Annotated in this window: 14 protein-coding genes and 1 riboswitch; of the genes, 10 read left to right on the top strand and 4 right to left on the bottom strand. The window is 61.0% G+C overall.

Going from position 1 to position 22,767, the window contains the following annotated elements:
- Positions 1-128 precede the first annotated feature (128 nt).
- On the top strand, positions 129-4,034 hold the full coding sequence (locus ACN0RV_RS17715; RefSeq protein ID WP_417349710.1) for a S8 family serine peptidase: 3,906 nt from the start codon (positions 129-131) through the stop codon (positions 4,032-4,034).
- A 67-nt stretch (positions 4,035-4,101) separates the two neighbouring features.
- Here ACN0RV_RS17715 and lysC read toward each other — a convergent pair whose 3' ends face one another.
- Complete coding sequence (gene lysC, locus ACN0RV_RS17710; RefSeq protein WP_417349709.1) at positions 4,102-5,472, bottom strand: lysine-sensitive aspartokinase 3; 1,371 nt, start codon at positions 5,470-5,472, stop codon at positions 4,102-4,104.
- A 62-nt stretch (positions 5,473-5,534) separates the two neighbouring features.
- A riboswitch (Lysine riboswitch) is annotated at positions 5,535-5,711 on the bottom strand.
- A gap of 510 nt (positions 5,712-6,221) precedes the next feature.
- Here lysC and arcA point away from each other — a divergent pair.
- Positions 6,222-6,941, top strand: coding sequence for a two-component system response regulator ArcA (arcA, locus tag ACN0RV_RS17705; RefSeq protein WP_028110965.1), 720 nt, complete (start codon positions 6,222-6,224; stop codon positions 6,939-6,941).
- A 52-nt stretch (positions 6,942-6,993) separates the two neighbouring features.
- On the opposite strand, the gene ACN0RV_RS17700 is transcribed toward arcA, so the two are convergent.
- On the bottom strand, positions 6,994-7,356 hold the full coding sequence (locus tag ACN0RV_RS17700) for an Hpt domain-containing protein (RefSeq protein WP_417349707.1): 363 nt from the start codon (positions 7,354-7,356) through the stop codon (positions 6,994-6,996).
- Between the two features lie 185 nt (positions 7,357-7,541).
- Between ACN0RV_RS17700 and ACN0RV_RS17695 the strand changes: the two genes are divergently transcribed.
- Both ACN0RV_RS17695 and folE2 read left to right on the top strand, forming a co-directional pair.
- On the top strand, positions 7,542-10,802 hold the full coding sequence (locus ACN0RV_RS17695) for an SPOR domain-containing protein (protein WP_417349705.1): 3,261 nt from the start codon (positions 7,542-7,544) through the stop codon (positions 10,800-10,802).
- 185 nt (positions 10,803-10,987) lie between these two features.
- Positions 10,988-11,914 (top strand): GTP cyclohydrolase FolE2, encoded by a 927-nt coding sequence (gene folE2 / locus ACN0RV_RS17690; RefSeq protein ID WP_417349703.1) that lies wholly within the window; start codon positions 10,988-10,990, stop codon positions 11,912-11,914.
- Positions 11,915-11,965: 51 nt separating this feature from the next.
- Here folE2 and ACN0RV_RS17685 read toward each other — a convergent pair whose 3' ends face one another.
- Positions 11,966-12,868 carry a TIGR01212 family radical SAM protein gene (locus ACN0RV_RS17685; protein ID WP_417349702.1) on the bottom strand — a complete coding sequence of 301 codons (903 nt, stop codon included), beginning with the start codon at positions 12,866-12,868 and terminating at the stop codon, positions 11,966-11,968.
- Between the two features lie 413 nt (positions 12,869-13,281).
- On the opposite strand from ACN0RV_RS17685, the gene gltB reads away from it, so the two are divergent.
- From gltB to ACN0RV_RS17655, 6 genes are all read left to right on the top strand, one after another.
- Positions 13,282-17,733: a glutamate synthase large subunit gene (gene gltB / locus ACN0RV_RS17680; RefSeq protein ID WP_417349700.1), complete on the top strand. Its 4,452-nt coding sequence runs from the start codon at positions 13,282-13,284 to the stop codon at positions 17,731-17,733.
- A gap of 9 nt (positions 17,734-17,742) precedes the next feature.
- Positions 17,743-19,158 (top strand): FAD-dependent oxidoreductase, encoded by a 1,416-nt coding sequence (locus ACN0RV_RS17675; RefSeq protein ID WP_417349698.1) that lies wholly within the window; start codon positions 17,743-17,745, stop codon positions 19,156-19,158.
- 138 nt (positions 19,159-19,296) lie between these two features.
- Entirely contained in the window at positions 19,297-19,995 is a 699-nt protein-coding gene (gene mtnN / locus ACN0RV_RS17670; protein ID WP_417349696.1) for a 5'-methylthioadenosine/S-adenosylhomocysteine nucleosidase, read from the top strand.
- Positions 19,995-20,957 (top strand): cobalamin biosynthesis protein CobD/CbiB, encoded by a 963-nt coding sequence (locus ACN0RV_RS17665; protein ID WP_417349694.1) that lies wholly within the window; start codon positions 19,995-19,997, stop codon positions 20,955-20,957. The genes mtnN and ACN0RV_RS17665 overlap by 1 nt, the downstream gene beginning before the upstream one ends.
- A 22-nt stretch (positions 20,958-20,979) precedes the next feature.
- Positions 20,980-21,609 (top strand): trimeric intracellular cation channel family protein, encoded by a 630-nt coding sequence (locus ACN0RV_RS17660; RefSeq protein WP_417349692.1) that lies wholly within the window; start codon positions 20,980-20,982, stop codon positions 21,607-21,609.
- 2 nt (positions 21,610-21,611) lie between these two features.
- Positions 21,612-22,139: a nuclear transport factor 2 family protein gene (locus ACN0RV_RS17655; protein ID WP_417349690.1), complete on the top strand. Its 528-nt coding sequence runs from the start codon at positions 21,612-21,614 to the stop codon at positions 22,137-22,139.
- Here the strand turns inward: ACN0RV_RS17655 and ACN0RV_RS17650 are convergent, their stop codons facing one another.
- Positions 22,140-22,523, bottom strand: a complete 384-nt coding sequence (locus ACN0RV_RS17650) for a hypothetical protein (protein WP_417349688.1) — start codon at positions 22,521-22,523, stop codon at positions 22,140-22,142.
- Between the last annotated feature and the right edge of the window lie 244 nt (positions 22,524-22,767).

The following is a 22,767-nucleotide window of genomic DNA, read 5'->3' as shown; positions in this document are numbered from 1 at the left end:
AAGATTTCTCTGGGAGGGCCATTCGCATTCACCAGTGACTCCTGATACAAGGTACGATTCGTCTAAAAAGGCGAAAGGCTTTAGGAAGTTAACTAGCCAAACCTAATAAAATCAGGGAATCAACAAGAATGAAAACTCGTATAGCGATCGCAGTGGGCGCCCTACTCGCCTCAGGGTCAGCCCTCGCCACGGACTTCAGAGATCAGGGAATTTCTCTCGAAGCGCCGGTTGAAAATTTTTATGCACCAGCACAACGCAACTACAACCAGGATCAGCAACCCCGCTTCCTGGTAAAACTGAATGATGCCCCCATCGCCACCTACTCAGGCGGCGTAGCGGGCTTTGTCGCCACTGACGCCATCCGCGACAAGCGCAACAAGCTGAACCTGTCCAGCCCCAAGGTGCAGGACTACGCCAGCTACCTGAAGCAGAAGCGTCAGGGCTTCGCCCAGCAGGCCGCCGGTATTGGTGCCAAGGTAGAACGCCAGTTCGACACCCTGTTCAACGGCGTCAGTGTCTCCGGTCAGGGCCTGACCAAGGAGAAGCTGCTGGCGATGCCCGGCGTGGCCGCCGTCTATGACCACGCCATCTACACCACCCAGATGGATGCCTCCCGAGCCCTGATCCATGCCCCGGAAGCCTGGGAACTGATGGGCGGCGTCTCCGAAGCGGGTAAGGGAATCAAGGTCGCCATCATCGACTCTGGTATCCGCCCCGAGCACCCGATGTTCTCCGGCGCCAACTTCGATGAACTGGAGTGGGATCGTCCCGAAGACGACTACTGCGCCACCACCGAAGATTTCTGTAACAACAAGCTGATTGTTGCCCGCTACTCCACCCCCACTTTCGATGTGGCCCCCGATGAGCACATGAGCCCCCTGGGTTATGGTGGCCACGGCACCCACGTTGCGGGTACCGCTGTGGGTAACGTCATCAGCGCCAGCTATTCCGGTGTCGACACCGAGATCTCCGGTGTGGCCCCCGGCGCCTACCTGATGGTGTACAAGGCGCTGTTTGCCCCCGCCGATGACATCCACGGCGGTTCCGGTTCCAACATCATGCTGCTGGAAGCCCTGGAGATGGCCGTGAAGGATGGCGCCGACGTCATCAACAACTCCTGGGGCGGCGGTGCCGGCTCCAACCCGGCGTTCAGCCCCTATGTGGACGCGTTCGAAGCGGCGGAAGCCGCCGGCATCCTGGTCTCCACCTCCGCCGGTAACAGCGGCAGCCAGGGCGCCCAGTCCATCGGTTGCCCCTCCTGCATCGAGTCCGGTCTGTCCGTGGCCAACTTTACCCACGGCCGATTCTTCGCCAAGCCGGTGTCCATCGGCTCCGTCAGCGATGCCGTCTCCGTGGAGAGCACCGGCGAGGCTCGCCTGGCAGACCTGGATGGGGATCTGACCGCTCCGGCCAAGGCTGCTCTGTTTGTGGACGCCGACAACGTCGAAGGGTGCGCCCCCTTCGACGCCGACGCCTTTAAAGGCGCCATCGCCGTCATCAGCCGCGGCAGTTGCGCCTTCAGCGACAAGGCAAGCAACGCCGCCGACGCCGGCGCCATCGGCATGGTGGTGTACAACAACCGCGCCGGTCAGCCCATCACCATGTCCATGGACGATGGCACCATCCCCTCGGTGATGATTGATCAGGCCGACGGCACCGCCGTGGTCGCCGCCATCGAAGGCGCCGGCGACAGCGCCATCAACCTGACCGTCGGCCAGGCCACCCAGGCCCTGGTCAACTCCGACTACGCCGACATCCAGTCCGGCACCTCCTCCCGAGGCCCCAACGGCGACTCCAGCATCCTCAAGCCTGATCTGGCTGCCCCGGGCACCGACATTCTCTCAGCCTGGTCTGTGGATGACCCGGGCAGCGACGGCGCCACCTTCGCCGCCATCAGTGGCACCTCCATGGCCAGCCCCCATGTGGCCGGCGCCGCCGCCCTGATGAAGCAGGCACACCCGGACTGGTCTGCGGTGGACATCAAGACCGCCCTGACCTCCTCCACCAAGGACTCCGGCCTGCGTAAAGATGACGCGGTCACCGCCGCCGACGCCTTCGACGCCGGTGCCGGTCGTCTGGAGGTGGCCAACGCCATCCAAGCCGAGATCACCTTCTCCAAGCCTTCCCTGGTGGATGCCGCCTGTGTGAAGGAGTGTGAGTTTGAGTTCCACCTCTACGACAAGCGTGATGCGGGCAGCGACGAGAAGACCTATTACCTCAGTGGCGCTCTGAGCGGTGCCGACATCGACTTCGACGTGGACGCCATCACCCTGGCCGGCGGTGGCAGTGCCAAGATCGGTTTCACCGTCGACGGCAGTCTGGCTGGGCAGGGCGATTGGCTGTTTGGCCAGGTGCGCATCAACGACGATCAGGCCCACCTGCCCCTGGTGATCCAGAACATGGACGCCACCGGCAGCAACATCGCCGTGACCGCCGATGGCACCACCTCTGACAAGTCTGTGAGCATCGATACCCACTTCGAAAACGCCGATTTCAGCGAAGACCAGCTGGTGACCATCACCGCCAAGCTGCCTCAGGGCACCTCCATGGTGGAAGATTCCGCCAAGCTGGCTGGCAACCGCGCGGCCACCACCAGCTACAACGTGAACGAAGACCACGGCACCATCACCTGGGCCGGTAATCTGGGCAAGCCCCAGGTGCTGATCAACAAGATCGACGCCAGCCTGGGCTACAGCCCCAGCGCCGCCGGCCGCCCGGCCGCCTGCTCCGGTAGCTGTGATGAATCCGCCTTCAATCTGGATCTGTCTGTTGCTGACCTGAAATTCAAGTACCTGGGTCAGGAGTACGACTATGTGACCGTATCCACCAATGGCATCGTGTTGGTGGGTGGTGGCAACACTTCGGGGACCTGGCTGAACCGCCAACTGCCCGACGCCAACCAGCCCAACAACATCCTGGCGCCCTTCTGGACCGATCTGGATCTCAAGGGTAGCGATACCGACACCGCCGGTGGCGGTAACGTCTACTGGTCCATCGTTGGGGCTTCCGGCCCTGACTGGCTGGTGGTTGAGTGGGCCGAAGCCAAGGTTTACGGCGACAGCTCCGACAACAGCTACACCTTCCAGGTGTGGATCAGCCTGACCGAAGATGAAGGTGTCTTCTACCAGTACCTCAAGGTGGACAGCCTGCCAGCGGCTCTGACCATTGGTGCGGAGAACAGCAACGCCTCCGCCGGTGTGAACCTGCACTTCAATGGTACCGGCACCCCCCCTGCAGCCGACGACCTGTACAATGTTTCCGGCCTGGCCGGTGGCAACATCGACTTCAGCTTCGAGCTGATGCTGGATGAGACCGGCGCCGCTGCCGATGACAGCATCGCTGTGACCGAAGACGCCGCCATGGAGTTCACCGTGACCGACAACGACAGCGACAGCGCCACCAAACTGGTTGAGCTGACCGCCGCTGCCGGTGGCATCGAGCAGATGGCCGTTCGCCAGTTCAGCGTTGAGAGCACTGGAGACCTGACTCCTGCCATCAAGTCTGAGCCAGCCAACGGCACCCTGACCCTGGCGGATGACGGCACCTTCACCTACACCCCCAACAAGGACTTCAACGGCAGTGACAGCTTCAGCTACACCCTGATCGATGGTGACCTGCCTGCGGGTGAAGCCCAGGTGATGCTGAACGTTGCCGCTGTAAACGATGCCCCTGTGGTTGCCGAGACCACTGAGCTCTCCGGTGCCGCTCGCACCAACCTGTACCTGGAACTGAGCAGCATCAGCAGCGATGTGGATGGAGACAGCCTCAGCTGGAGCGTTGAACAGACCGGGGGTGACGCCGTCTCCTTCAGCACCAATGGCGGTCGCGTCCAGTTCACCCTGCCTGCTGACGGCGCCGGCAAGCAAGCCACCTTCAGTGTGATGGCCAGCGATGGTGAGCTTGAAAGCAACAAGGGCGAAGTGGTGGTCACCATGACCAAAGCCCAGGGTGGAGACAGCGACTCCTCCAGCTTCGGCTTCCTGGCTCTGGCCCTCTCCGGCCTGGCACTGCTGCGCCGCCGCAAGCTGGCTTAAGCCAAACCTGAACTGAAAAGGGGAGCCATCTGGCTCCCCTTTTTTGTCTCTCAGGCCGGCTTGCCGCTTAGGCTGGCAGCAGGCTCTGGTGCAACCGCCGGACCACGGCCTCCCCCTCCTCCCCTCTCACCAGGAAGCAGAGATTATGGGCACTGGCGCCCTGACAGATCATCCGCACATTACTGCCTGACATGGCGTCCAGCACCTTGAGGCCGATGCCGGCAGTATGGGCAATGTGATTGCCGATCACCGCCACCAGCGCCAGATCCTGCTCCACCTCCACCCGGCACAGGGGGGAGAGCTCCTCCAGAAGTGCGTCGGAGATCAGTGCACGGCCGCTGGAATCCGAGCCGGTCTGATCCAGAGTCAAGGCCACCGACACCTCGGAGGTGGTGATCAGATCCACTGAGATTCGATGACGGGCCAGGATGGCAAACAGTTCCGCCAGGAACCCCTGGGCGTGAAGCATGTTGAGACTGTGGCAGGTCAGCAGGGTTTGCTGGCGCCGCAGGCTCAGGGCCCGGAACACCGGCTTGCTATCGCAGCGATTGCGAATCCAGGTGCCACCCTGCTGCGGGGCCCGGGTCGATCCGACAAACACGCTAGTGCCACTGCGCACCGCCGGCAATATGGTGGCTGGGTGCAGCACCTTGGAGCCAAAGGTGGCCATCTCCGCCGCTTCATTGAAACTCAGCTCCTCGATGGGCCTGGCGTCCGACACCACTCGGGGATCACAGCTGTAGATTCCGTCGACATCGGTCCAGATCGCCAGAGTCTTTGCCCCAAGCCCTTCCGCCATCAGCGCGGCGCTGAAATCTGACCCGCCCCGCCCCAGGGTGGTTACCCGCCCGGCACTGTCGCTGCCGATAAACCCCTGGGTCACCACCACCGCAGACTCAAGCAGAGGGGCCAGCTTCTCCGCAGTCAGCCGGCCTATGGCACCGATCTCCGGCGTAGCACGGCCAAAGTGGTCATCGGTGCGCATCACCTGGCAGGCATCGAAGTTGCGAGCAGCCACCCCGCGCTGACTGAGCAGCTGGGTCATCATCAGCGAGGAGCAGCGCTCCCCCATGGAGAGCAGCCTGTCCATGGACTCGGCGCAGCCGGGCTGATCACTCAGGGCTTTAGAGAGCCTGTCCATCTCCGCCAGATGGGCATCCAGCTCGGCGGCAATGGTGGCGGGGTTCTCCAGGCGATCCAGCATGGCGTACTCGATGGCCGCCACCTCTCTCAGCAACAGCTGTCGACGGGGCTCGTCCAGATTGCCGGAGGCCAGCTCCACCAGACGGTTGGTCACGCCAGCGGCGGCACTGACCACCACCAGACGGACAGAAGAGTCCGACTGAATAATGTCGGCACAATGGTTCAGCGCCGTCAGATCGGCCACTGAGGTTCCGCCGAACTTGGCGACGGTTAAGGTAGGTATAGGATTATTCATGACTTCGAACCTGTATCACTGTTCGAAGAGTCTGGATCGACAACACGCAGGGTACGGCGTAAGCGACCAGAAGCTCTCCACCACATCTTACGGTGACAGTCATGGGGATTCAGCCCCATCGACCGAAGGAGTGGCGATCGGCCGCCGGCCCCCTCTCGGCACTGCTCCCCCTGATTCCGTGTCTTAAAGGACCGACCCTCTCACCGGAACTGCCTGGGCAGTGCACCTCTTCTGGCCCTGGGTTCAGCTTGCAGACAGGGAGTCTGGTTAAAACTAAACCTAAAGGGTTGCAGACACTAAACCTTAATGCAGTTTTAATGTCAAACGATTGAGTAAGTAATGTACCCCTTCAGCTCCCGTTACGGGAGGACGGGTCACAGTTTTAACTGGCCCAACCCGCCTCTGGGCTGTTACCGCCGGGGCACAATACTGTAATTCGTCTATCATTACAGACACCTTTAGGCGTTCGGACTTACAGACCGAAACAAAAATCATCCGTGAGTTTCATAAAGTGTGACACATTCGGCAGAAATCGGATTCTGTTAACATTTGCGGATAACATTTGAGCCAAAATACGGTATTTTGGGAACTTCAAATGAACAGAGCGAATCCCAATTCGTCCTGCTCCCCCAATGCTAGCGCATCGGGCTATTACACGCCGAAAAGGAATTTGCATAGGCATTCTTGTCCTGATGGAGGGAGACTCCGTTCAGGACGGTTGGTTTAAAATGGGCTTTAGGTAGCTGATCATGCAAAATCCACATATCTTGATTGTCGAGGACGAAGCCGTCACTCGAAACACACTGAAAAGTATTTTTGAAGCAGAAGGGTACCTGGTATCCGAGGCCGTAGATGGCGACGAGATGCACGATGTGCTCAAGGCGCACAAGGTGAACCTGGTGATCATGGACATCAACCTGCCAGGTAAGAACGGTCTGCTGCTGGCTCGCGAGCTGCGTGAGAACAACAACATCGCCCTGATGTTCCTCACCGGTCGTGACAATGAAGTTGATAAGATTCTCGGCCTGGAGATCGGTGCCGATGACTACATCACCAAGCCATTCAATCCTCGGGAGCTGACCATCCGTGCCCGCAACCTGCTGAACCGCATCGTCAGTTCCAGCAAGGCACCGGAAGAGAAGCCTCAGGTGGAACACTACCTGTTCAATGGCTGGTCCCTGGAGATCAACAGCCGTTCTCTGGTCAGCCCCAGCGGCGAGCCCTTCAAACTGCCTCGCAGTGAGTTCCGTGCCATGCTGCACTTCGTTGAGAACCCGGGCAAGATCCTCTCCCGTGCGGATCTTCTGATGAAGATGACCGGCCGTGAGCTCAAGCCCCACGACCGTACCGTGGACGTGACCATCCGTCGTATCCGCAAGCACTTCGAGAGCCACCCTGAGACTCCGGAGATCATCGCCACCATTCACGGCGAAGGTTACCGCTTCTGTGGCCAGCTGGAAAACCAGTAAGCTTCAGCCATAAAAAAAGCCGCTTCTCAGCGGCTTTTTTTGTACCTCAGATTCAACTGCGTTGGCTCAGGTACTGCTTGAGACTGGCCACATCCTCTTCCAGGTGCCGCTCAATCTGTTGGTACCACTGCTCATGACCCTCCTGCCACTGAGGCAGATCGCCACATTGAAGCTGCTGAGACAACTCCTGAATTCGTTTCAATCCCACGGAGCCTGCGGCTCCCTTCAACTTATGAGCTTCACTGCACAACAGAGGCTTGTCCTTGCTATGCATGGCGGCAGCCATGGTTTGCAGGTACTCAGGCGCCATCTGCTCAAACACCACCACACTCTTTAGCAGGGTTGCCGCACCAATGGCAGCACAATAGGCATCCAGGGTCTGCAGATCCAGCGATGCGGTACTTGCGTCCGTCATGCGTACACTCCATCTAACTCATCACATCCTAAGAGAAACAGGTTATCACAGCAGGACAATTTAACCATTGTAAATTATTGGTTTTACACCCATGAATCTGAATGAATGGTGCTATCATCGCCGGCAGTTATATACCGAACGTAGTTGGTTTGATGCGAGTTGTTAGCCTAATTCTGTCAGGATTGTTGAGTTGTTACGGCGTTAACGCCTTTTCCCAAGAGATAGACCTTCCCAATCAGAATCTTCGGCCCTTCACCCTTCACGCCAGAGGTGTCCAGCTGACCGATCAGCTCCCCGTCTACCTCTATCGGGGGAAGCTGCTGCTGCCCCTTCAGGGGCTGGCTGCATCACTGGGCATCGACGTCAAGGTAGACCCCCATGCCCTGACCGCCTCCGGCTGGATCCAGGGAGAAAACGCCAACCTGATGCTGGACCTCAATCAGGACAAGGCCAGGCGAGGGCTCAAGCAGATCACCGTGGCACCTGAGATGATCTGGGGGCGGAATAACCTGGATATCTACCTGCCACCGGAATTTATCCAGCAGCTGCTGCCTTTAACCCTCAACATTCAGAACCTGCGCCAAACCATCAATGCGTCAGGGGTCATCCCCATGCCGGCGGTGGACCAGGCGATCACCCTGAATCAGGTCACCGCGGATCCCAATGAACAGAAGGATCTGACCCAGACCAGTTTCGACCCTCAGCACCCCCATGACTATCGGCTCTCCACCCCTCCCCTGGTCTACCTGCAGGGGGAGGCAGATCTGGCCGGTGAGGACTTTGTCACCGAAGACTATATGTTCAACCTGTTCGCCCAGGGCGATCTGGCCATGCACTCCTATGAGTTCAGCGCCGGACGCACCCAGGGAGAGGATGAACGCTTCCGACTGCGCATCTCCCGGGATTTTGGCGACTTGGACGGACTGATGCCCTTTCAACTGGGGGGATACCAGGTTGGGGACGTTCGCTACTTCGGAGACAACCTGATCCACGGCCAGATAGAGGGTCAGGGGGTGGTGTTCGGTAATGCCCAACAGCGGGACCAGGCCAGGTTTGGCCGCACCGTCATCGAAGGCAACGCCCCCGAAGGATGGTCGGTCAACCTCTACCGAAACGGCGCCCTGATGCGAGTCACCACCGCAGACCAGGACAACCACTACCAGTTCAGCAACCTGCCCCTGCTCGAGGGTTCCAACCTGTTTGAGCTGCACCTGTTCGGCCCCAATGGCGAGTACCTGGTGAGGCGGCGCACGGTTCACAGTGGCGGCGCGACCCTGGCTGCCGGACAGGTCAGCTACTCCGGATTCTACATCGACCAGACCAGCAACCTGTTTACCCATAAGAGTGATGGAGAACTCGCCAGCCTGGGGCTGCGACGGGCCTATGATGCCAGGGTGGACTATGGCCTCACCGACAGCCTGACCCTGGGGGTGGGATACAGTCAGCAAAGCGTGCGGGAAGATGGAGTCATAGAGAACCGCGACTACTTCAGCACCCGGGCTACCCTCTTTTTTGCCGACAGCACCTGGTTTGCCGAAGCGGCCATGGAGGCCGAAGGCGACAGCGCCTACGCCCTGGGCTGGCAAACCCTGCTTGGCACAGACCACAGCCTGAGATTCACCCACAACGATTTTGGGGATTTTCAATCCAGTCGCAGCACCCCCGGGGAGCTGGTGGAGGTCCGCCGTGCCACCCGCTTCGAGATCGAAGGGGCTCTGCCCCAGGCCGCAGGCCTGCAGTACCAGTTTGGCACCGCTTTCCGGGACACAGAGATGGGCAGCGGCTTCCTGTTCGATAACCGCCTCAGCACCCAGCTTGCCGGACTCAATCTGACCCATTATCTGGCCTACGACACCCGCTTCGATGATGTGTCTCGGCGCCTTAGCGGCCAGCTGCTGTTTGATACCCCGATGCGGGGCTGGAACCTCTCTGGCCACCTGAACTATCAGACCGGCGAGGGGATAGGGGAGGTCCTGACCACCCTGCGCTGGCGACCGTGGCGGGGCGTCAACAATCAGACCCAGCTCTACTACCAGGATCCTCTGGACAGTAAGAGTCGTTTCGGCCTGGGCCACCGTTTCTCCCTGACCTGGCAATGGCTGACCCTAGGCCTGGAAGGGGAGGTGAATACCCGCGGCGACTGGCAGGTCATGGCCACCAGCGCCGTGGCCCTCAACTATCAGGATGGACGCTTGAAAGGGGTGGACTACCGCCCTCAGCTGTCTGACATTCAGGTTAGGGTGTTTGAAGACATCAACAACAATGGACGCTTCGACCCCAGTGACCGCCCCCTGGCAGGTCTGCCTATGCTGACGGCGCCTGGGCTGCCCCACTCCCCCAGTGATGATACCGGTCTGGTGAAACTGACTCAGGTGCCCTCCAATCAGCTCTACCGAATCGCTGTAGAGCCTGAGTTTATGCCCTCGGACCTGGTGCTTCGAGATGGCCCGGTACAGGCGATGCCGGTCACCGGCAAACTGGTGGCCCTGGATCTGCCCCTGGTGCGATTGACGGACCTGGAGGGCCGGGTACTGCGGGACAACAGCAACGAAGGGCTCTCCGGCATTCCTCTGGTGCTTAAGGATCTCCATCGCCAACCCCTGGCCAGCCTGGTCACCGGCCCCAGAGGTGAGTATCGATTTGACGACATCAAACCCGGCTACTATCTGCTTCAGCCTGATCCGGCGGTGCTGGACAACCAGGGGGTACTGATGGAGGAGCCCCTCTACCCTGTGGCGATCTCCGGCAAGCCTCTGGATCACCAGCGCCAGGACATCAAGGTGGGGTATGTTGAGCAGGCCGCCCTGATGGAGCGTTTGGGACAGGCACCGGTACAACCGCAGCCACCAACCCCCAAGGCACAGGTGCCCCAAGCCGTCCCCAGCGGCGTGATGGCCATGGACCCCAGGGAGTTTACTCTGCAGCTGGCAGCCAGTCGGCGTCCCTGGGACCTGACCACCCTCAAGAAACGCTACCCCTCACTGTCACTGAGCCAATTGCCGGTTGTGCGTGACGGCAAGCCGATGTACCTGCTGCTCAGCGGGCGCTTCCCCAGTGAGCGTTCGGCTCAGTATGGACTGCGGGACATCCCCAAGGATTTTGCCAATGATCTGCCTCTGGTCCGATCCGTATCAGAACTTCAGGCGCAGTATCAACTGCTGCAGGCCAGTGGCATGGACACTCTGAGTGAGGAAACCGGTTGGGTCACCGGGCAGCCGCAGGGCAACCTCACCTGGCAGATCGCCGCAACCCGTCAAAAAACCAGTGCCCAGCAGGTGATACAGGGCTTGAATCTGGGCAGCGATGCCCACATACACTTCAGTAACGGGTGGTATCAGGTTCTGTGGGGCAGCTTCAAGGATCGCACCGAGGCCGCTGAGGCCCTCGCCGGCCTGGCCAAAGCCCCACAAAGTCCATGGTTGAGATCCCTAGGCTCACTGCGGTAAATTGCCTGCCCTGAGCGGGGCCATTCCCCCCTGAACGCCCGGCCCTGCCGGGCGCTTTTGGTCGAAAAAGCCGCTTGATGCAATCGAGCGGAACACCAAAGTTTTTCGCGGCGAACGTCGCACCCCATGTTACAATCCCGCCCTTAAGCAGTTTGAGGGTTAGATAATTGACGGAGTCTGTGTCCATGGCGACAACAATGCCCGATGTAGCGAGCAGTGCCAAAGCCCAGGTGGGCGGCACCCTGGACTGGGTGGGCATGAGCAACATCGAACTTCCACTGACGGTTAAAGCCGACGACGGCCAGTCCCGCTCAGTGTCCGCAAAGGTGGAGGCCTTTGTGAACCTGCCCAATCCCCAGGCCAAGGGGATCCACATGTCGCGCCTCTATCTGGCCCTGGACCAGCTGTCTCTCAATGGTGAGTTGACCCTTGCCAGCCTCAAATCTCTGCTGGACGACTTCATCTCCTCCCACGAAGCGCTGTCCGATCGCGCCAAGGTGAAGATCAGTTTCGACTATCACTTGCGTCGTAACTCTCTGCTGTCTGAAAACAGCGGCTGGCGTGCCTACCCGGTGACACTGGTGGGCAGCCTGAATCAGGGCAAACTGTCTCTGGAGATGAGCGTCGAAGTCGCCTACTCCTCCACTTGCCCCTGCTCCGCCGCACTGGCCCGCCAGTTGATTCAGGAAGCATTCAACAATCAGTTTGCCAGCCAGCAGACCCTCACCGCCGAGGAGGTGCACCAGTGGCTGGGAACCACCCAGGGCGTGGTGGCCACGCCTCACAGCCAGCGTAGCCTGGCTCAGGTCTGGGTCAAGCTGGATGAGAAACTGGAGGCACTGCCTCTGGTCAACCTGGTGGATCGCATCGAAGGCGCCCTGGCGACCCCGGTTCAGGCCGCGGTAAAACGGGAAGATGAGCAGGAGTTCGCCCGCCTCAACGGTCAGAACCTGATGTTTGTGGAAGATGCCGCCCGCCGTCTGAAGACCGCCCTCAATGAAGAGCAGCGGTTCCAGGATTTCTGGCTGCGCGTCAATCATCTGGAAAGTCTGCACGCCCATGACGCCGTCTCGGTGACCTGCAAGGGTGTCGAAAACGGGTATCAACCCTGAGACTGATTCCGGAAAGAGAAAAGGCCGCAATTGCGGCCTTTTTCACATCGGTTAGAGGGCGCTGCCCTGGCCCCCATCCCGCTTGAGGCGATCCAGGATACCGTTGAGGGCCAACCACTTGTCCCCGCACCATTGGGGGGCAACCAGTTCCGGTGGCCTGGCATAGGCGCTGATCCGGTGAAACACCACCGATTCCGGGGTACGGCGAATCATCTCGGCGGCGGTATCCATATAGGTGTCGGCGTCCATCAGGGGCAGGCGACCCGCGGCATACTGCTTGGCCATGGTGCTGTTTTGCACCACGTGCAGCGGGTGAAGCTTGAGTCCGTCCACACCCAGTTCCAGCACACGATCCAGAGTCTCGAAGGCGTGCTCCGGACCTTCGCCAGGCAGGCCCATAATAAGGTGGGTACACACCTGCAGCCCCATGGCACGTGCCCGCTCTACCGTGTCACGGTAGACATCAAACCCGTGTCCTCGGTTGATCCGCTTCAGGGTGTCATCGTGGGCAGACTGAAGCCCCAGCTCCAACCACAACTCCATCCCCTGCTCCCGGTACTGGGCCAACAGCTCCAGTACCGAGTCCGGCACGCAGTCCGGTCGGGTCCCGACGCAGAGGCCGACAATGTCAGAGACCGCCAGGGCCTCTTCATATCTCCGCTTAAGCACCTGATACTCATCATAGGTGGAGGTATAGGCCTGGAAGTAGGCCATGTAGCGCTTGGAGTCGCCTCGGCGGGCTTTGCCTTCGGCCAGTTGCACCGCCACACTTTTCCCCTGCCCGGCCTCGGCGCTGAATGAGGTCACATTACAGAAGGTGCAACCACCCCGGCCCAGGGTGCCATCCCGGTTGGGGCAGGTGAAGCTGGCATCGATGGTCAGCTTATGGATCTTCTGACCGTAGCGGGCCTTCATGTGATTACCCAGAGTGTGAACGTACTGATCCAGCCCCATGACTGCTCCAAAATTGGGAAAACGGGCCATTGTACCTAAAGGGAACCGGCCCAACGCAGGATCCCGATCACAGCTTTGCACAATATTTCGAATGATTATTCAGCCTTGCCCCCTGGCGACTCCCAATCGCCAGCGTGATCTATCTCCATATTTGAGCTGGTTAACAGGATCTGGATCTGCTAGAGGAAGAAGTTTCTGCGTCAGCGCACAGTTTATTGACCGAAATAGCAGAATGTTTGCTCTGTAAACCGGTTATAAGGCGACGATATAGGTTGTGAATGCTTCCATTCTCGCCCAACTTACCAGAATGGTGCATCGTTTGACCTTTGTACCCAGCCTAGGTACTTTGAATCGTTCACCTGCATAATTATGTGTTAGTAGTAGTCAGTTTTGCACGACGCGGAGGAGAGGGAATGTCGTTGTACCAGCCTGATTTTGAGCGTGAAAATTGTGGTTTCGGGCTCATTGCCCACATGGATGGCGAGCCCAGTCACCGTATTGTCCGTACCGCAATCCAGGCTCTGGATCGCCTGAAACACCGTGGCGCCGTGGGTGCCGACGGTAAGACCGGCGACGGCTGCGGACTGCTGATGAAGAAGCCCGACGGCTTCTTCCGCCACCTTGCCCAAGAGCAGGGCTGGCGCCTGTCCAACAAGTATGCCGTGGGCATGCTGATGATGAGCAAGGACCCGGTTCGGGCCCAGCACGCGCGCACCCTGATAGAGCAGGAGCTTGGCAGAGAGACTCTGTCAGTCCTTGGCTGGCGTGACGTGCCGGTCAACGAATCTGTCCTGGGCAGCATCGCCGCATCCTGCGTGCCCGCCTTCGCCCAGATCTTCATCAATGCTCCCGCAGGCTGGCGTGCCCGGGACCTGGAGCGCCGCCTCTACATGGCCCGCCGCCGCATTGAAAAGCAGCTTCAGGACGACCCGGACTTCTATGTGGCCAGCCTCTCAGGTCAGGTGGTGGTCTATAAGGGGTTGATGCTGCCTGCCGACCTGCCCAATGTGTTCCCGGATCTGGCGGACCTGAGGATGGAAAGTGCCGTCTGCCTGTTCCACCAGCGCTTCTCCACCAACACTCAGCCCAGGTGGCCACTGGCCCAGCCCTTCCGCTACCTGGCCCACAATGGTGAGATCAATACCATTGCCGGAAACCGCCAGTGGGCGCGCGCCCGGGCGTACAAGTTCAACTCGCCACTGTTGCCGGATCTGAAAGACGCGGCGCCCTTCGTGAATGAGACCGGCTCCGACTCCTCCAGCCTGGACAACATGCTGGAGCTGCTGCTGGCCGGAGGTATGGACATCAAACGCGCCATGCGTCTGTTGATCCCGCCCGCCTGGCAGTCCAATCCTGAGATGGATGAGGAGCTCAAGGCGTTCTACGACTTCAACTCCATGCACATGGAGCCCTGGGATGGCCCTGCCGGAGTGGTACTGACCAACGGTCGTCACGCCGCCTGTGCCGTTGACCGCAACGGTCTGCGCCCCTCCCGCTATGTGATCACCAAGGATCGCATCCTGACCCTGGCCTCCGAAGTGGGGATCTGGGACTACCAGCCCGATGAGGTGGTTGAGAAGGGCCGGGTCGGCCCGGGTGAACTGCTGGTGCTGGACACCTTCACCGGCAGCCTGATGCGCTCGTTCGAGATCGATGAGGATCTCAAGCAGCGCCACCCCTATGCCGAGTGGATGCGCATCAATTCCAAACGACTGATCCCGCCTCAACAGCTGGATGCCAGCGCCCTGGGGTGCGGCGACCTCTCCAGTGCCCAACTGACCCAGTACCAGAAGGCGTTCAACCTCACTCGCGAAGAGCTGCTGGAGATTCTCTGGCCTTTGGCTTCCGGGGCTCAGGAAGCGATCGGCTCCATGGGGGATGACACCCCCATTGCCGTGCTCTCCAAGCAGGAACGCCACATCTGCGACTACTTCCGTCAGCAGTTTGCCCAGGTGACCAACCCCGCCATCGACCCGCTGCGCGAGAAGCACGTGATGAGCCTGGCCACCTGCATCGGCAAGGAACAGAACCTGTTTAACGAGACCACGGGTCACGCCAACCGGGTGATCTTCGACTCGCCGGTGCTGCTCTACTCCGACTTTGCCCAGCTGATGGCCCTGGACAACGAGCATTACCGCTCGGTCAGCCTGAGCCTGAACTACGACGAGTCCGAAGGGCTGAAGCAGGCGATCTGCCGCCTGTGCACCGAAGCGGAAACCGCTGCTCGAGACGGCGCCACCATGGTGGTGCTCTCCGACCGCAAGCTGTCCAAGGACAAATTGCTGGTGCCTGCAGCCATGGCAGTGGGCGCGGTGCAGAAGCGCCTGGTGGACACCAACCTGCGCTGTGACACCAACATCCTGGTGGAAACCGGCTCAGCCCGCGACCCTCACCATTTCGCGGTGCTGCTCGGCTTCGGTGCCACCGCCATCTACCCCTATCTGGCCTACGAGTCCATCGACGCCCTGGCCCGTCAGCAGGGTGACGAAGCGGAGCTGCGAGACCGACTGCTGGGCTATCGTGCCGGCATCGACAAGGGTCTGCAGAAGATCCTCTCCAAGATGGGGATAAGCACCATCGCCAGCTACCGCTGCAGCCGTCTGTTCGAGGCCGTGGGTCTCTCCAGCGAGGTGATCGACCTCTGTTTCCACGGCGTCACCTCCCGCATCCAAGGTTCCGACTTCGAGGACCTGGAGCAGGACCAGAAGCAGCTGCATCAGGCCGCCTTCAAGGCGCGACAGCCTCTTGGCCACGGTGGCCTGCTGAAGTTTGTCCATGGCGGTGAGTACCACTGCTTTAACCCGGACGTGGTCCAGGCACTGCAAAAAGCGGTCGCTAGTGGCAATCAGAAGGATTACGACCACTACTGCGAGCTGGTGGACACCCGTCCGGTGGCGACCCTGCGGGATCTGCTCAAACTGACCCCACCGCAGCAGGGCCTGGCCCTGGATCAGGTGGAGGGTGCAGACAAGCTGTTCTGGCGCTTCGACACCGCTGCCATGAGTATTGGCGCCCTGGCTCCAGAAGCCCATGAGGCCCTGGCCATCGCCATGAACCGCCTCGGCGGCCACTCCAACTCCGGTGAAGGGGGCGAGGATCCGCGCCGCTTCAACAGCCCGGGCAACAGCCGCATCAAGCAGGTGGCCTCCGGCCGCTTTGGCGTGACCGCCGCCTACCTGATGAGCGCCGACGTCATCCAGATTAAGGTGGCACAGGGCGCCAAGCCCGGAGAGGGTGGCCAGTTGCCTGGTAAGAAGGTGAGCACAGAGATCGCCACCCTGCGTTACTCGCGCCCCGGTGTCACCCTGATCTCGCCGCCGCCGCACCACGACATCTACTCCATTGAAGACTTGGCTCAGCTGATCTTCGATCTCAAGCAGGTCAACCCCAAGGCCCGAGTCTCGGTGAAGCTGGTGTCTGAGCCAGGCATCGGCACCATCGCCTGTGGCGTGGCCAAGGCCAACGCCGACATGATCACCGTATCCGGTTACGACGGCGGTACCGGGGCCAGCCCTCTGACCTCGATCCACTACGCCGGCTCCCCCTGGGAGCTGGGCCTGGCGGAAGTGCAGCAGGCCCTGGTGGCCAACGGCTTGCGCCACAAGGTTCGCCTGCAGGTGGACGGTGGCCTGAAGACCGGCCTGGATGTGGTGAAAGCGGCCCTGCTGGGTGCGGAGAGCTTCGGCTTCGGTACCGCCCCGATGATCGCCCTGGGCTGTAAATACCTGCGCATCTGTCACCTGAACAACTGCGCCACCGGCGTGGCCACTCAGCGTGAAGATCTGCGCAACAATCACTACAACGGCACCCCGGAAAAGGTGGAGAACTTCTTCCGCTTCGTGGCCGAGGATCTGCGCCACTACATGGCCAAGCTGGGCGTAACCGAGTTCAACCAGCTTATCGGCCGCACTGATCTGATGACCCAGCTGCCCGGGGAGACCCCTCGCCAGGCCAAGTTGGATCTCTCCCCTGTGCTGGCCAGTGTGCCCGCAGGCAGCGATACCGAGCTGTTCTGCACCGAGCGCAACTACCCGGACGACAAGGGACTGAAGAACCAGCAGCTGCTGGAACTGGCCAAGCAGGCGGTGGACGCCCGTCAGAGTGCCGGCTGGCAGCTGACTCTGCAGAACACCGATCGCAGTGTCGGCGCCTCGCTCTCCGGTTACATCGCCGCCAAGTGGGGCAACCAGGGACTGCGTGAGACGCCTCTGGATATCCGCTTCAACGGCTCCGCCGGCCAGAGCTTCGGCGTCTGGAACGTCGAGGGGATGAACCTGACCCTGGCCGGTGACGCCAACGACTATGTAGGCAAGGGGATGACCGGCGGACGCCTGGTGATCACCCCGCCTCCCGGCGTGGCCTATCGCAGCCACCAGTCTGCCATCATCGGCAACACCTGCCTCTATGGCGCCACCGGAGGCAAGCTGTTTGCCGCCGGCACCGCCGGGGAGCGTTTCGGGGTGCGTAACTCCGGCGCCATCGCGGTGATCGAGGGCTGTGGCGATAACGCCTGTGAATACATGACCGGCGGCGTGGTGATGGTTCTGGGACGCACCGGGGTGAACTTCGGCGCGGGCATGACCGGCGGCTTCGCCTATGTCTTCGACCAGAAGAACTACCTGGACCGACGCCTCAACAAGGAGCTGGTGGAAGCCCTGCCCGTGGTCGAGCCCATGGTCCAGTTGCACCTCAAGCGCCTGCTGGAGGAGCACCTGGAAACCACAGGATCCGAGCGTGCCGCCGAGATCCTGGAAGATTTCACCAACTGGCTGCCCAAGTTCCGCATCGTCAAACCCAAGGCGAGCCAACTGGGCGAATTGATGGCGCTGGAGCAGAGCCAGCAACTGCAGGTCAAGGCAAGTTAAGGAGTGAAGATGAGCAACGTATTTCAATTTCTTGAGGTGGATCGCCACGACCCCGAGAAGGCTCCGCTCACTACCCGAAAGCAGGAGTTTGTCGAGATCTACCGACCTTTCGAGCAGCAACAGGTTGCCGAGCAGTCCGATCGCTGTCTGGATTGCGGCAATCCCTACTGCGAGTGGAAGTGTCCCGTACACAACTACATCCCCGACTGGCTGAAGCTGGCCAAGCAGGGGCGGATCCTGGAGGCGGCGGAGCTGTCTCATCAGACCAACGCCCTGCCGGAGATGTGTGGCCGGGTCTGCCCTCAGGACAGACTCTGTGAAGGCGCCTGTACCCTGAACGATGAGTTTGGCGCCGTCACCATCGGCAATGTGGAGAAATACATTACCGACACCGCCATCGCCATGGGCTGGAAACCGGACCTGTCCGAAGTGGAAGCCCGCCACGAAAAAGTGGCCGTCGTCGGTGCCGGACCTGCCGGCCTGGCCTGCGCCGATGTGCTGGCCCGCAACGGCATCAAGGCGGTGGTCTACGATCGTCAGCCTGAAATTGGTGGCCTGCTCACCTTCGGTATCCCCAGTTTCAAGCTGGAGAAAGAGGTGGTGCGCCGCCGTCGCACCCTGCTGGAGGGGATGGGCATCGAGTTCCGTCTTGGCGTGGAGATTGGCAAAGACCTGGCCTTCCAGGATCTGCTGGATCAATACGACGCCGTCTATCTGGGCATGGGCACCTACAAGGCGATGGAGGCCAGGCTGCCCGGTGAAGACGCCGATGGCGTATTCCAGGCCCTGCCCTACCTGATCGCCAACACCAGTGCGGTAGAAAACTACCCCTGTGAGCACCCCTTCGTCGATCTGGCGGACAAGCGGGTGGTGGTCCTCGGTGGCGGTGACACCGCCATGGACTGTGTGCGCACCGCCGTGCGCCAGGGGGCCGCTCAGGTCAGTTGTGCCTACCGTCGGGATGAGGCCAACATGCCCGGTTCCCGCCGTGAGGTGACCAACGCCCGGGAGGAGGGGGTGGAGTTCCTGTTCAACCGCATGCCTCTGGCCATCGAAACCGATGCCGAAGGCAAGGTCACTGGCGTGCGCTGCTGCCACACCGAGCTGGGTGAGCCGGATGAACAGGGCCGTCGCCGTCCACAGCCGGTGGAGGGTTCGGAGCATATCCTCGAGGCCGATGCCGTGCTGATCGCCTTCGGCTTCCAGCCCAGCCCGGCGCCCTGGTTCGGCGAGTTTGGTATCCTCACCGACGACTGGGGCCGGGTCAGTGCCCCAAGTCAGGGCAAGTACGCCTTCCAGACCAGTCACCCCAAGGTGTTCGCCGGCGGTGACATGGTGCGCGGATCCGACCTGGTGGTGACCGCCATCGACGAGGGCCGCCACGGTGCCACCGGCATCCTGGACATGCTCGACGACCAGGCTTAGTCCAGTCAGGTAACTCCCCAAAGGGCGGCATTGGCCGCCCTTTTTGTTTGGCCGTCCGGCCCTCCAAAAGGGGCTAATTTCCGGTTGGGTTATGCTACACTGCCCGCCACACTTTTCCCGGAAACAGATAGCCTGAAGATGAAGATCGGAATTATCGGCGCCATGGAGCAGGAAGTTGCCCTGCTGCGCAGCCACATCGACAACCTGACCGTGACCACCATTGCCAACATCGAGTTCTACTCCGGCACCCTCAATGGGACCGACGTGGTCGTCACCCGCTCCGGCATCGGCAAGGTCACCGCCGCCATCGCCACCACTTTGCTGATTGAGCGCTTCGCCCCGGACGCAGTGATCAATACCGGTTCCGCCGGCGGTTTCGCCCGTGAGCTGGCCATCGGTGACGTGGTGATCTCCAGCGAGGTGCGTTACCACGATGTGGACGTCACCGCCTTCGGCTACGAGATGGGTCAGCTGCCCAGCCAGCCCGCCGCCTTCCTGCCCTGCCAGGACCTGGTGGATTCTGCCAAGGCCGCCATCGCCGAAGTCGGCGAGGTGAAGGCGATCGAGGGCCTGATCTGCACCGGCGACAGCTTTATCGCCGATCCGGAGCGCACCAAGGTGATGCTGTCCCACTTCCCGGCCATGGCCGCCTGTGAGATGGAGGCCGGTGCCATCGCCCAGACCTGTCAGCAGTTCGACATGCCCTTCGTGGTGATTCGCGCCATCTCCGACAACGCCAACGACGATTCCGCCGTCGATTTCGACAGCTTCATCGTCAAGGCCGGCGAGCACTCCGCCAAGGTGGTGATCGCCATGCTGGACAAGCTCAGCCACTGATGCAAGGCATCCTGGGCCCCCTCTATCCCTGGCTGGCCCCCCCATTGATACTGGGGGTGGCGGTGCTGATCAATCAGCTGCTGCCGGACCGTTGGCTACTGGCCCACAAGCTGGGCACGGTGGCTGACGCCATTGCGGATAAGGTGATCCACCCCTACCGGGACGGGGCCCAACAGAGGCTCGCCGGGCTGCTCTCCATGATGATCATCCTGCTGCCCGCCACAGGCGTGCTGTGGGCACTGGTCTCCCTGGCAGCCTACCCTGAGCCGTTTCACATTCTGCTCATCGCCCTCTGCCTGCCTGGCCGTGCCCAGCAACTGGAGCACAGGGCGATGGTCAGCCAGCTGCAGTCTGGTCAGAAAGGCCGAGCCCGGCAGGCTCTGGCCCCCTTTACCCTGAGGCGTACCGACAACCTCAGTGAGGTGGGGCTGGTCAAGGCGGGCATCGAGAGCCGGCTGGTTCATGAGGCCACCGCCACCTTCAGCTGGCTGCTGTTCTACCCCCTGGTGGGGCTGGAGCTGGCCTTTGCCATCTGGCTGATTCAGCAACTGGCCCGTCAATGGACACCGTTAAAGTCCAGAACCCGTTTTTTTGGCCAGGGTGTCGCCCGATGCAGCCACTGGCTGCAACTGCCGGTTAATGCCCTGCTGGCCCTGACCCTCAGCCTCTATGGCCGCCCCCTGGCGGGCTGGCATGAGCTCAAGCGGGTCCAGCAGGCCCTGCCCGGGGGCGCCCACTGGCCACAGATTGCCATGGCCCACCACCTGGGTGCCCAGCTCGGCGGCCCCTGGATGCTGGAGGATCGCCGGTTGGAACGCCCCAGGTTGGGTCCGTCCCAGACGCCGGCCGCTCACCATCTGCTCAGAGCCGACAAGCTGCTGCTGTTGGCCCGCTGGCTGTGGCTCTCCCTGCTGTTGCTGGGAGGGGGAGCATTGGCCATGGCCCTCAACGGCGCCCTGTAATCGCCACTTTGGAAGCATCATTGTGACCGACTTCGTCTACTACGCCGATCTCTTTGGCACCGCGGTGTTCGCCGTCTCCGGTGCCCTGGCCGCTGGCCGGCTGAGAATGGATCCTTTTGGCGTCACCGTCCTGGCGGCGGTCACCGCCATCGGCGGTGGCACCGTGCGCGACACCATACTGGGGGCCACCCCGGTCTTCTGGATCCATGACACCAACTACATCTGGGTGGTACTGCTTACCGCCCTGATGGTGATGCTGCTGGTCCGTTGCCCACGACGACTCTCCGGCCTCTGGTTCCAGATGGCGGACGCCTTCGGCCTGGCCCTGTTCACCGTCATCGGTGCCCAGAAAGCATTGAGCTTTGGCGCCTCACCGCTGATCGCCGTGATGATGGGGGTGATGACCGGCGTCGTGGGGGGAATGATCCGCGATGTCCTCTGCCGGGAAGTGCCTCTGGTACTGAGGAAAGAGATCTACGCCACCGCTTCCATCGTGGGTGGTATTTTGTATACCATCTCTATTCAAATGGATGTGGAGCAGGTTCCGGCGATGCTGATCGCCATGGGCGGCGCCCTGGCGATTCGGGTCTCCGCCATCTACTGGCGCCTCTCTCTGCCCGCGTTCGAACTCAATGACCTGCCCAAGGAGTAGTAGTGCCCGCGTTGATCCTCGGAATTGTTCTTGCCTTGCTGCTGCCGTCCACCGCCTGGGCCGCCGGCGCCGACATCGTGCCTGATGAACCGGCCAGCTCAGAACCCGCCGAACCGGCGGTGCCTGAAGCGATAAGTCTGTCGCAGGAGTATATCCTGGCCCTGACCGGCAGGAACTATAACAGCCTGAACCGCTTCTACAGCCGGGAGACGGTGTTCGAGGACAAGACCGCCAGCAAGAAAGTGACTGGCGCCACCGATATCCTCACCTTCCTGCGGCGTATCCATGTCTACACCCTGAGTTACAGCTTTGAGCCGGACCACATCTTCCACTCGGGCTCCCTGGTGGTGCTGATCGGCACCTATCGCTACCGCAGTCGGGGCGATCTGTTTGGCAAACCTGGAAAGACCATCGAACTGACCATCCCCGGGGTCACCACCCTGGAGCTAGACATGGATGAGAAGCAGATCAAGAAGCATGTGGATCTGCTGGACTATGACGCCATGAGGGATCAGCTGGCCAGCCAGTGATCAGCGCCTGGCTAAGAGAATCCCCATACAGACTCCAAGAAGCTGAGCCATCAGTGCGGTGGGTTGAGACCAGATCCAGCTGGCCAGGTACCAACTGCTGCCCACCAGCAACGGCAACGCCAGATAGGTACCTGCCGCCGCCCCCACCGCCAGCCAGATTCCGGACTCCAGGGTGCCAAGGCGATAACTCAGCCCGGCGAGCAACAACCACATGGGGGCATACGCCAGCAGGGCGTCGCCGGTCACCGACACCGCATACCAGGAGGTTGCGGGCAGCAGGGCGCCAAACCCCTGAGTCAGGGACAACATAGGCAGGGAGACTGCCACCGCACTCAACCCTATCAATGCACCCATCACCGCCTTTTGCCAGATCCCGTCCTGCACCCTGTGGCTCTCCCATTCGCTGCGCCTTACCCTAGGATACCCGAGTTCCGACGGCGGGGATCATCTGACCTGATGGATCGGTGCAGACTGGCGCAGGCACCGGCAGGCACAAAAAAGGGCTGTGTCCTAAGTAACTGTTGAACCCCACCCAACAGCTTCGAACAGACACTGCTCAGAGCTGGGCCGGTACTTATGTCGGTCCAGCATTCTGTGCCAGCCCAAGTAGTTTCCTAAATACTTGGTC

Source organism: Ferrimonas sp. (genome assembly GCF_048263965.1).
Lineage (GTDB): Bacteria > Pseudomonadota > Gammaproteobacteria > Enterobacterales > Shewanellaceae > Ferrimonas.
This window is presented reverse-complemented; position numbering and strand designations above follow the sequence as displayed.

Bases quoted from the DNA above. Each gene is read 5' to 3' on its own strand.
- ACN0RV_RS17685 (WP_417349702.1), bottom strand. From the start codon at position 12,868: ATGGGGCTGGATCAGTACGTTCACACTCTGGGTAATCACATGAAGGCC.
- folE2 (WP_417349703.1), top strand. From the start codon at position 10,988: ATGGCGACAACAATGCCCGATGTAGCGAGCAGTGCCAAAGCCCAGGTG.
- gltB (WP_417349700.1), top strand. From the start codon at position 13,282: ATGTCGTTGTACCAGCCTGATTTTGAGCGTGAAAATTGTGGTTTCGGG.
- ACN0RV_RS17700 (WP_417349707.1), bottom strand. From the start codon at position 7,356: ATGACGGACGCAAGTACCGCATCGCTGGATCTGCAGACCCTGGATGCC.
- lysC (WP_417349709.1), bottom strand. From the start codon at position 5,472: ATGAATAATCCTATACCTACCTTAACCGTCGCCAAGTTCGGCGGAACC.
- arcA (WP_028110965.1), top strand. From the start codon at position 6,222: ATGCAAAATCCACATATCTTGATTGTCGAGGACGAAGCCGTCACTCGA.
- ACN0RV_RS17715 (WP_417349710.1), top strand. From the start codon at position 129: ATGAAAACTCGTATAGCGATCGCAGTGGGCGCCCTACTCGCCTCAGGG.
- mtnN (WP_417349696.1), top strand. From the start codon at position 19,297: ATGAAGATCGGAATTATCGGCGCCATGGAGCAGGAAGTTGCCCTGCTG.
- ACN0RV_RS17675 (WP_417349698.1), top strand. From the start codon at position 17,743: ATGAGCAACGTATTTCAATTTCTTGAGGTGGATCGCCACGACCCCGAG.
- ACN0RV_RS17665 (WP_417349694.1), top strand. From the start codon at position 19,995: ATGCAAGGCATCCTGGGCCCCCTCTATCCCTGGCTGGCCCCCCCATTG.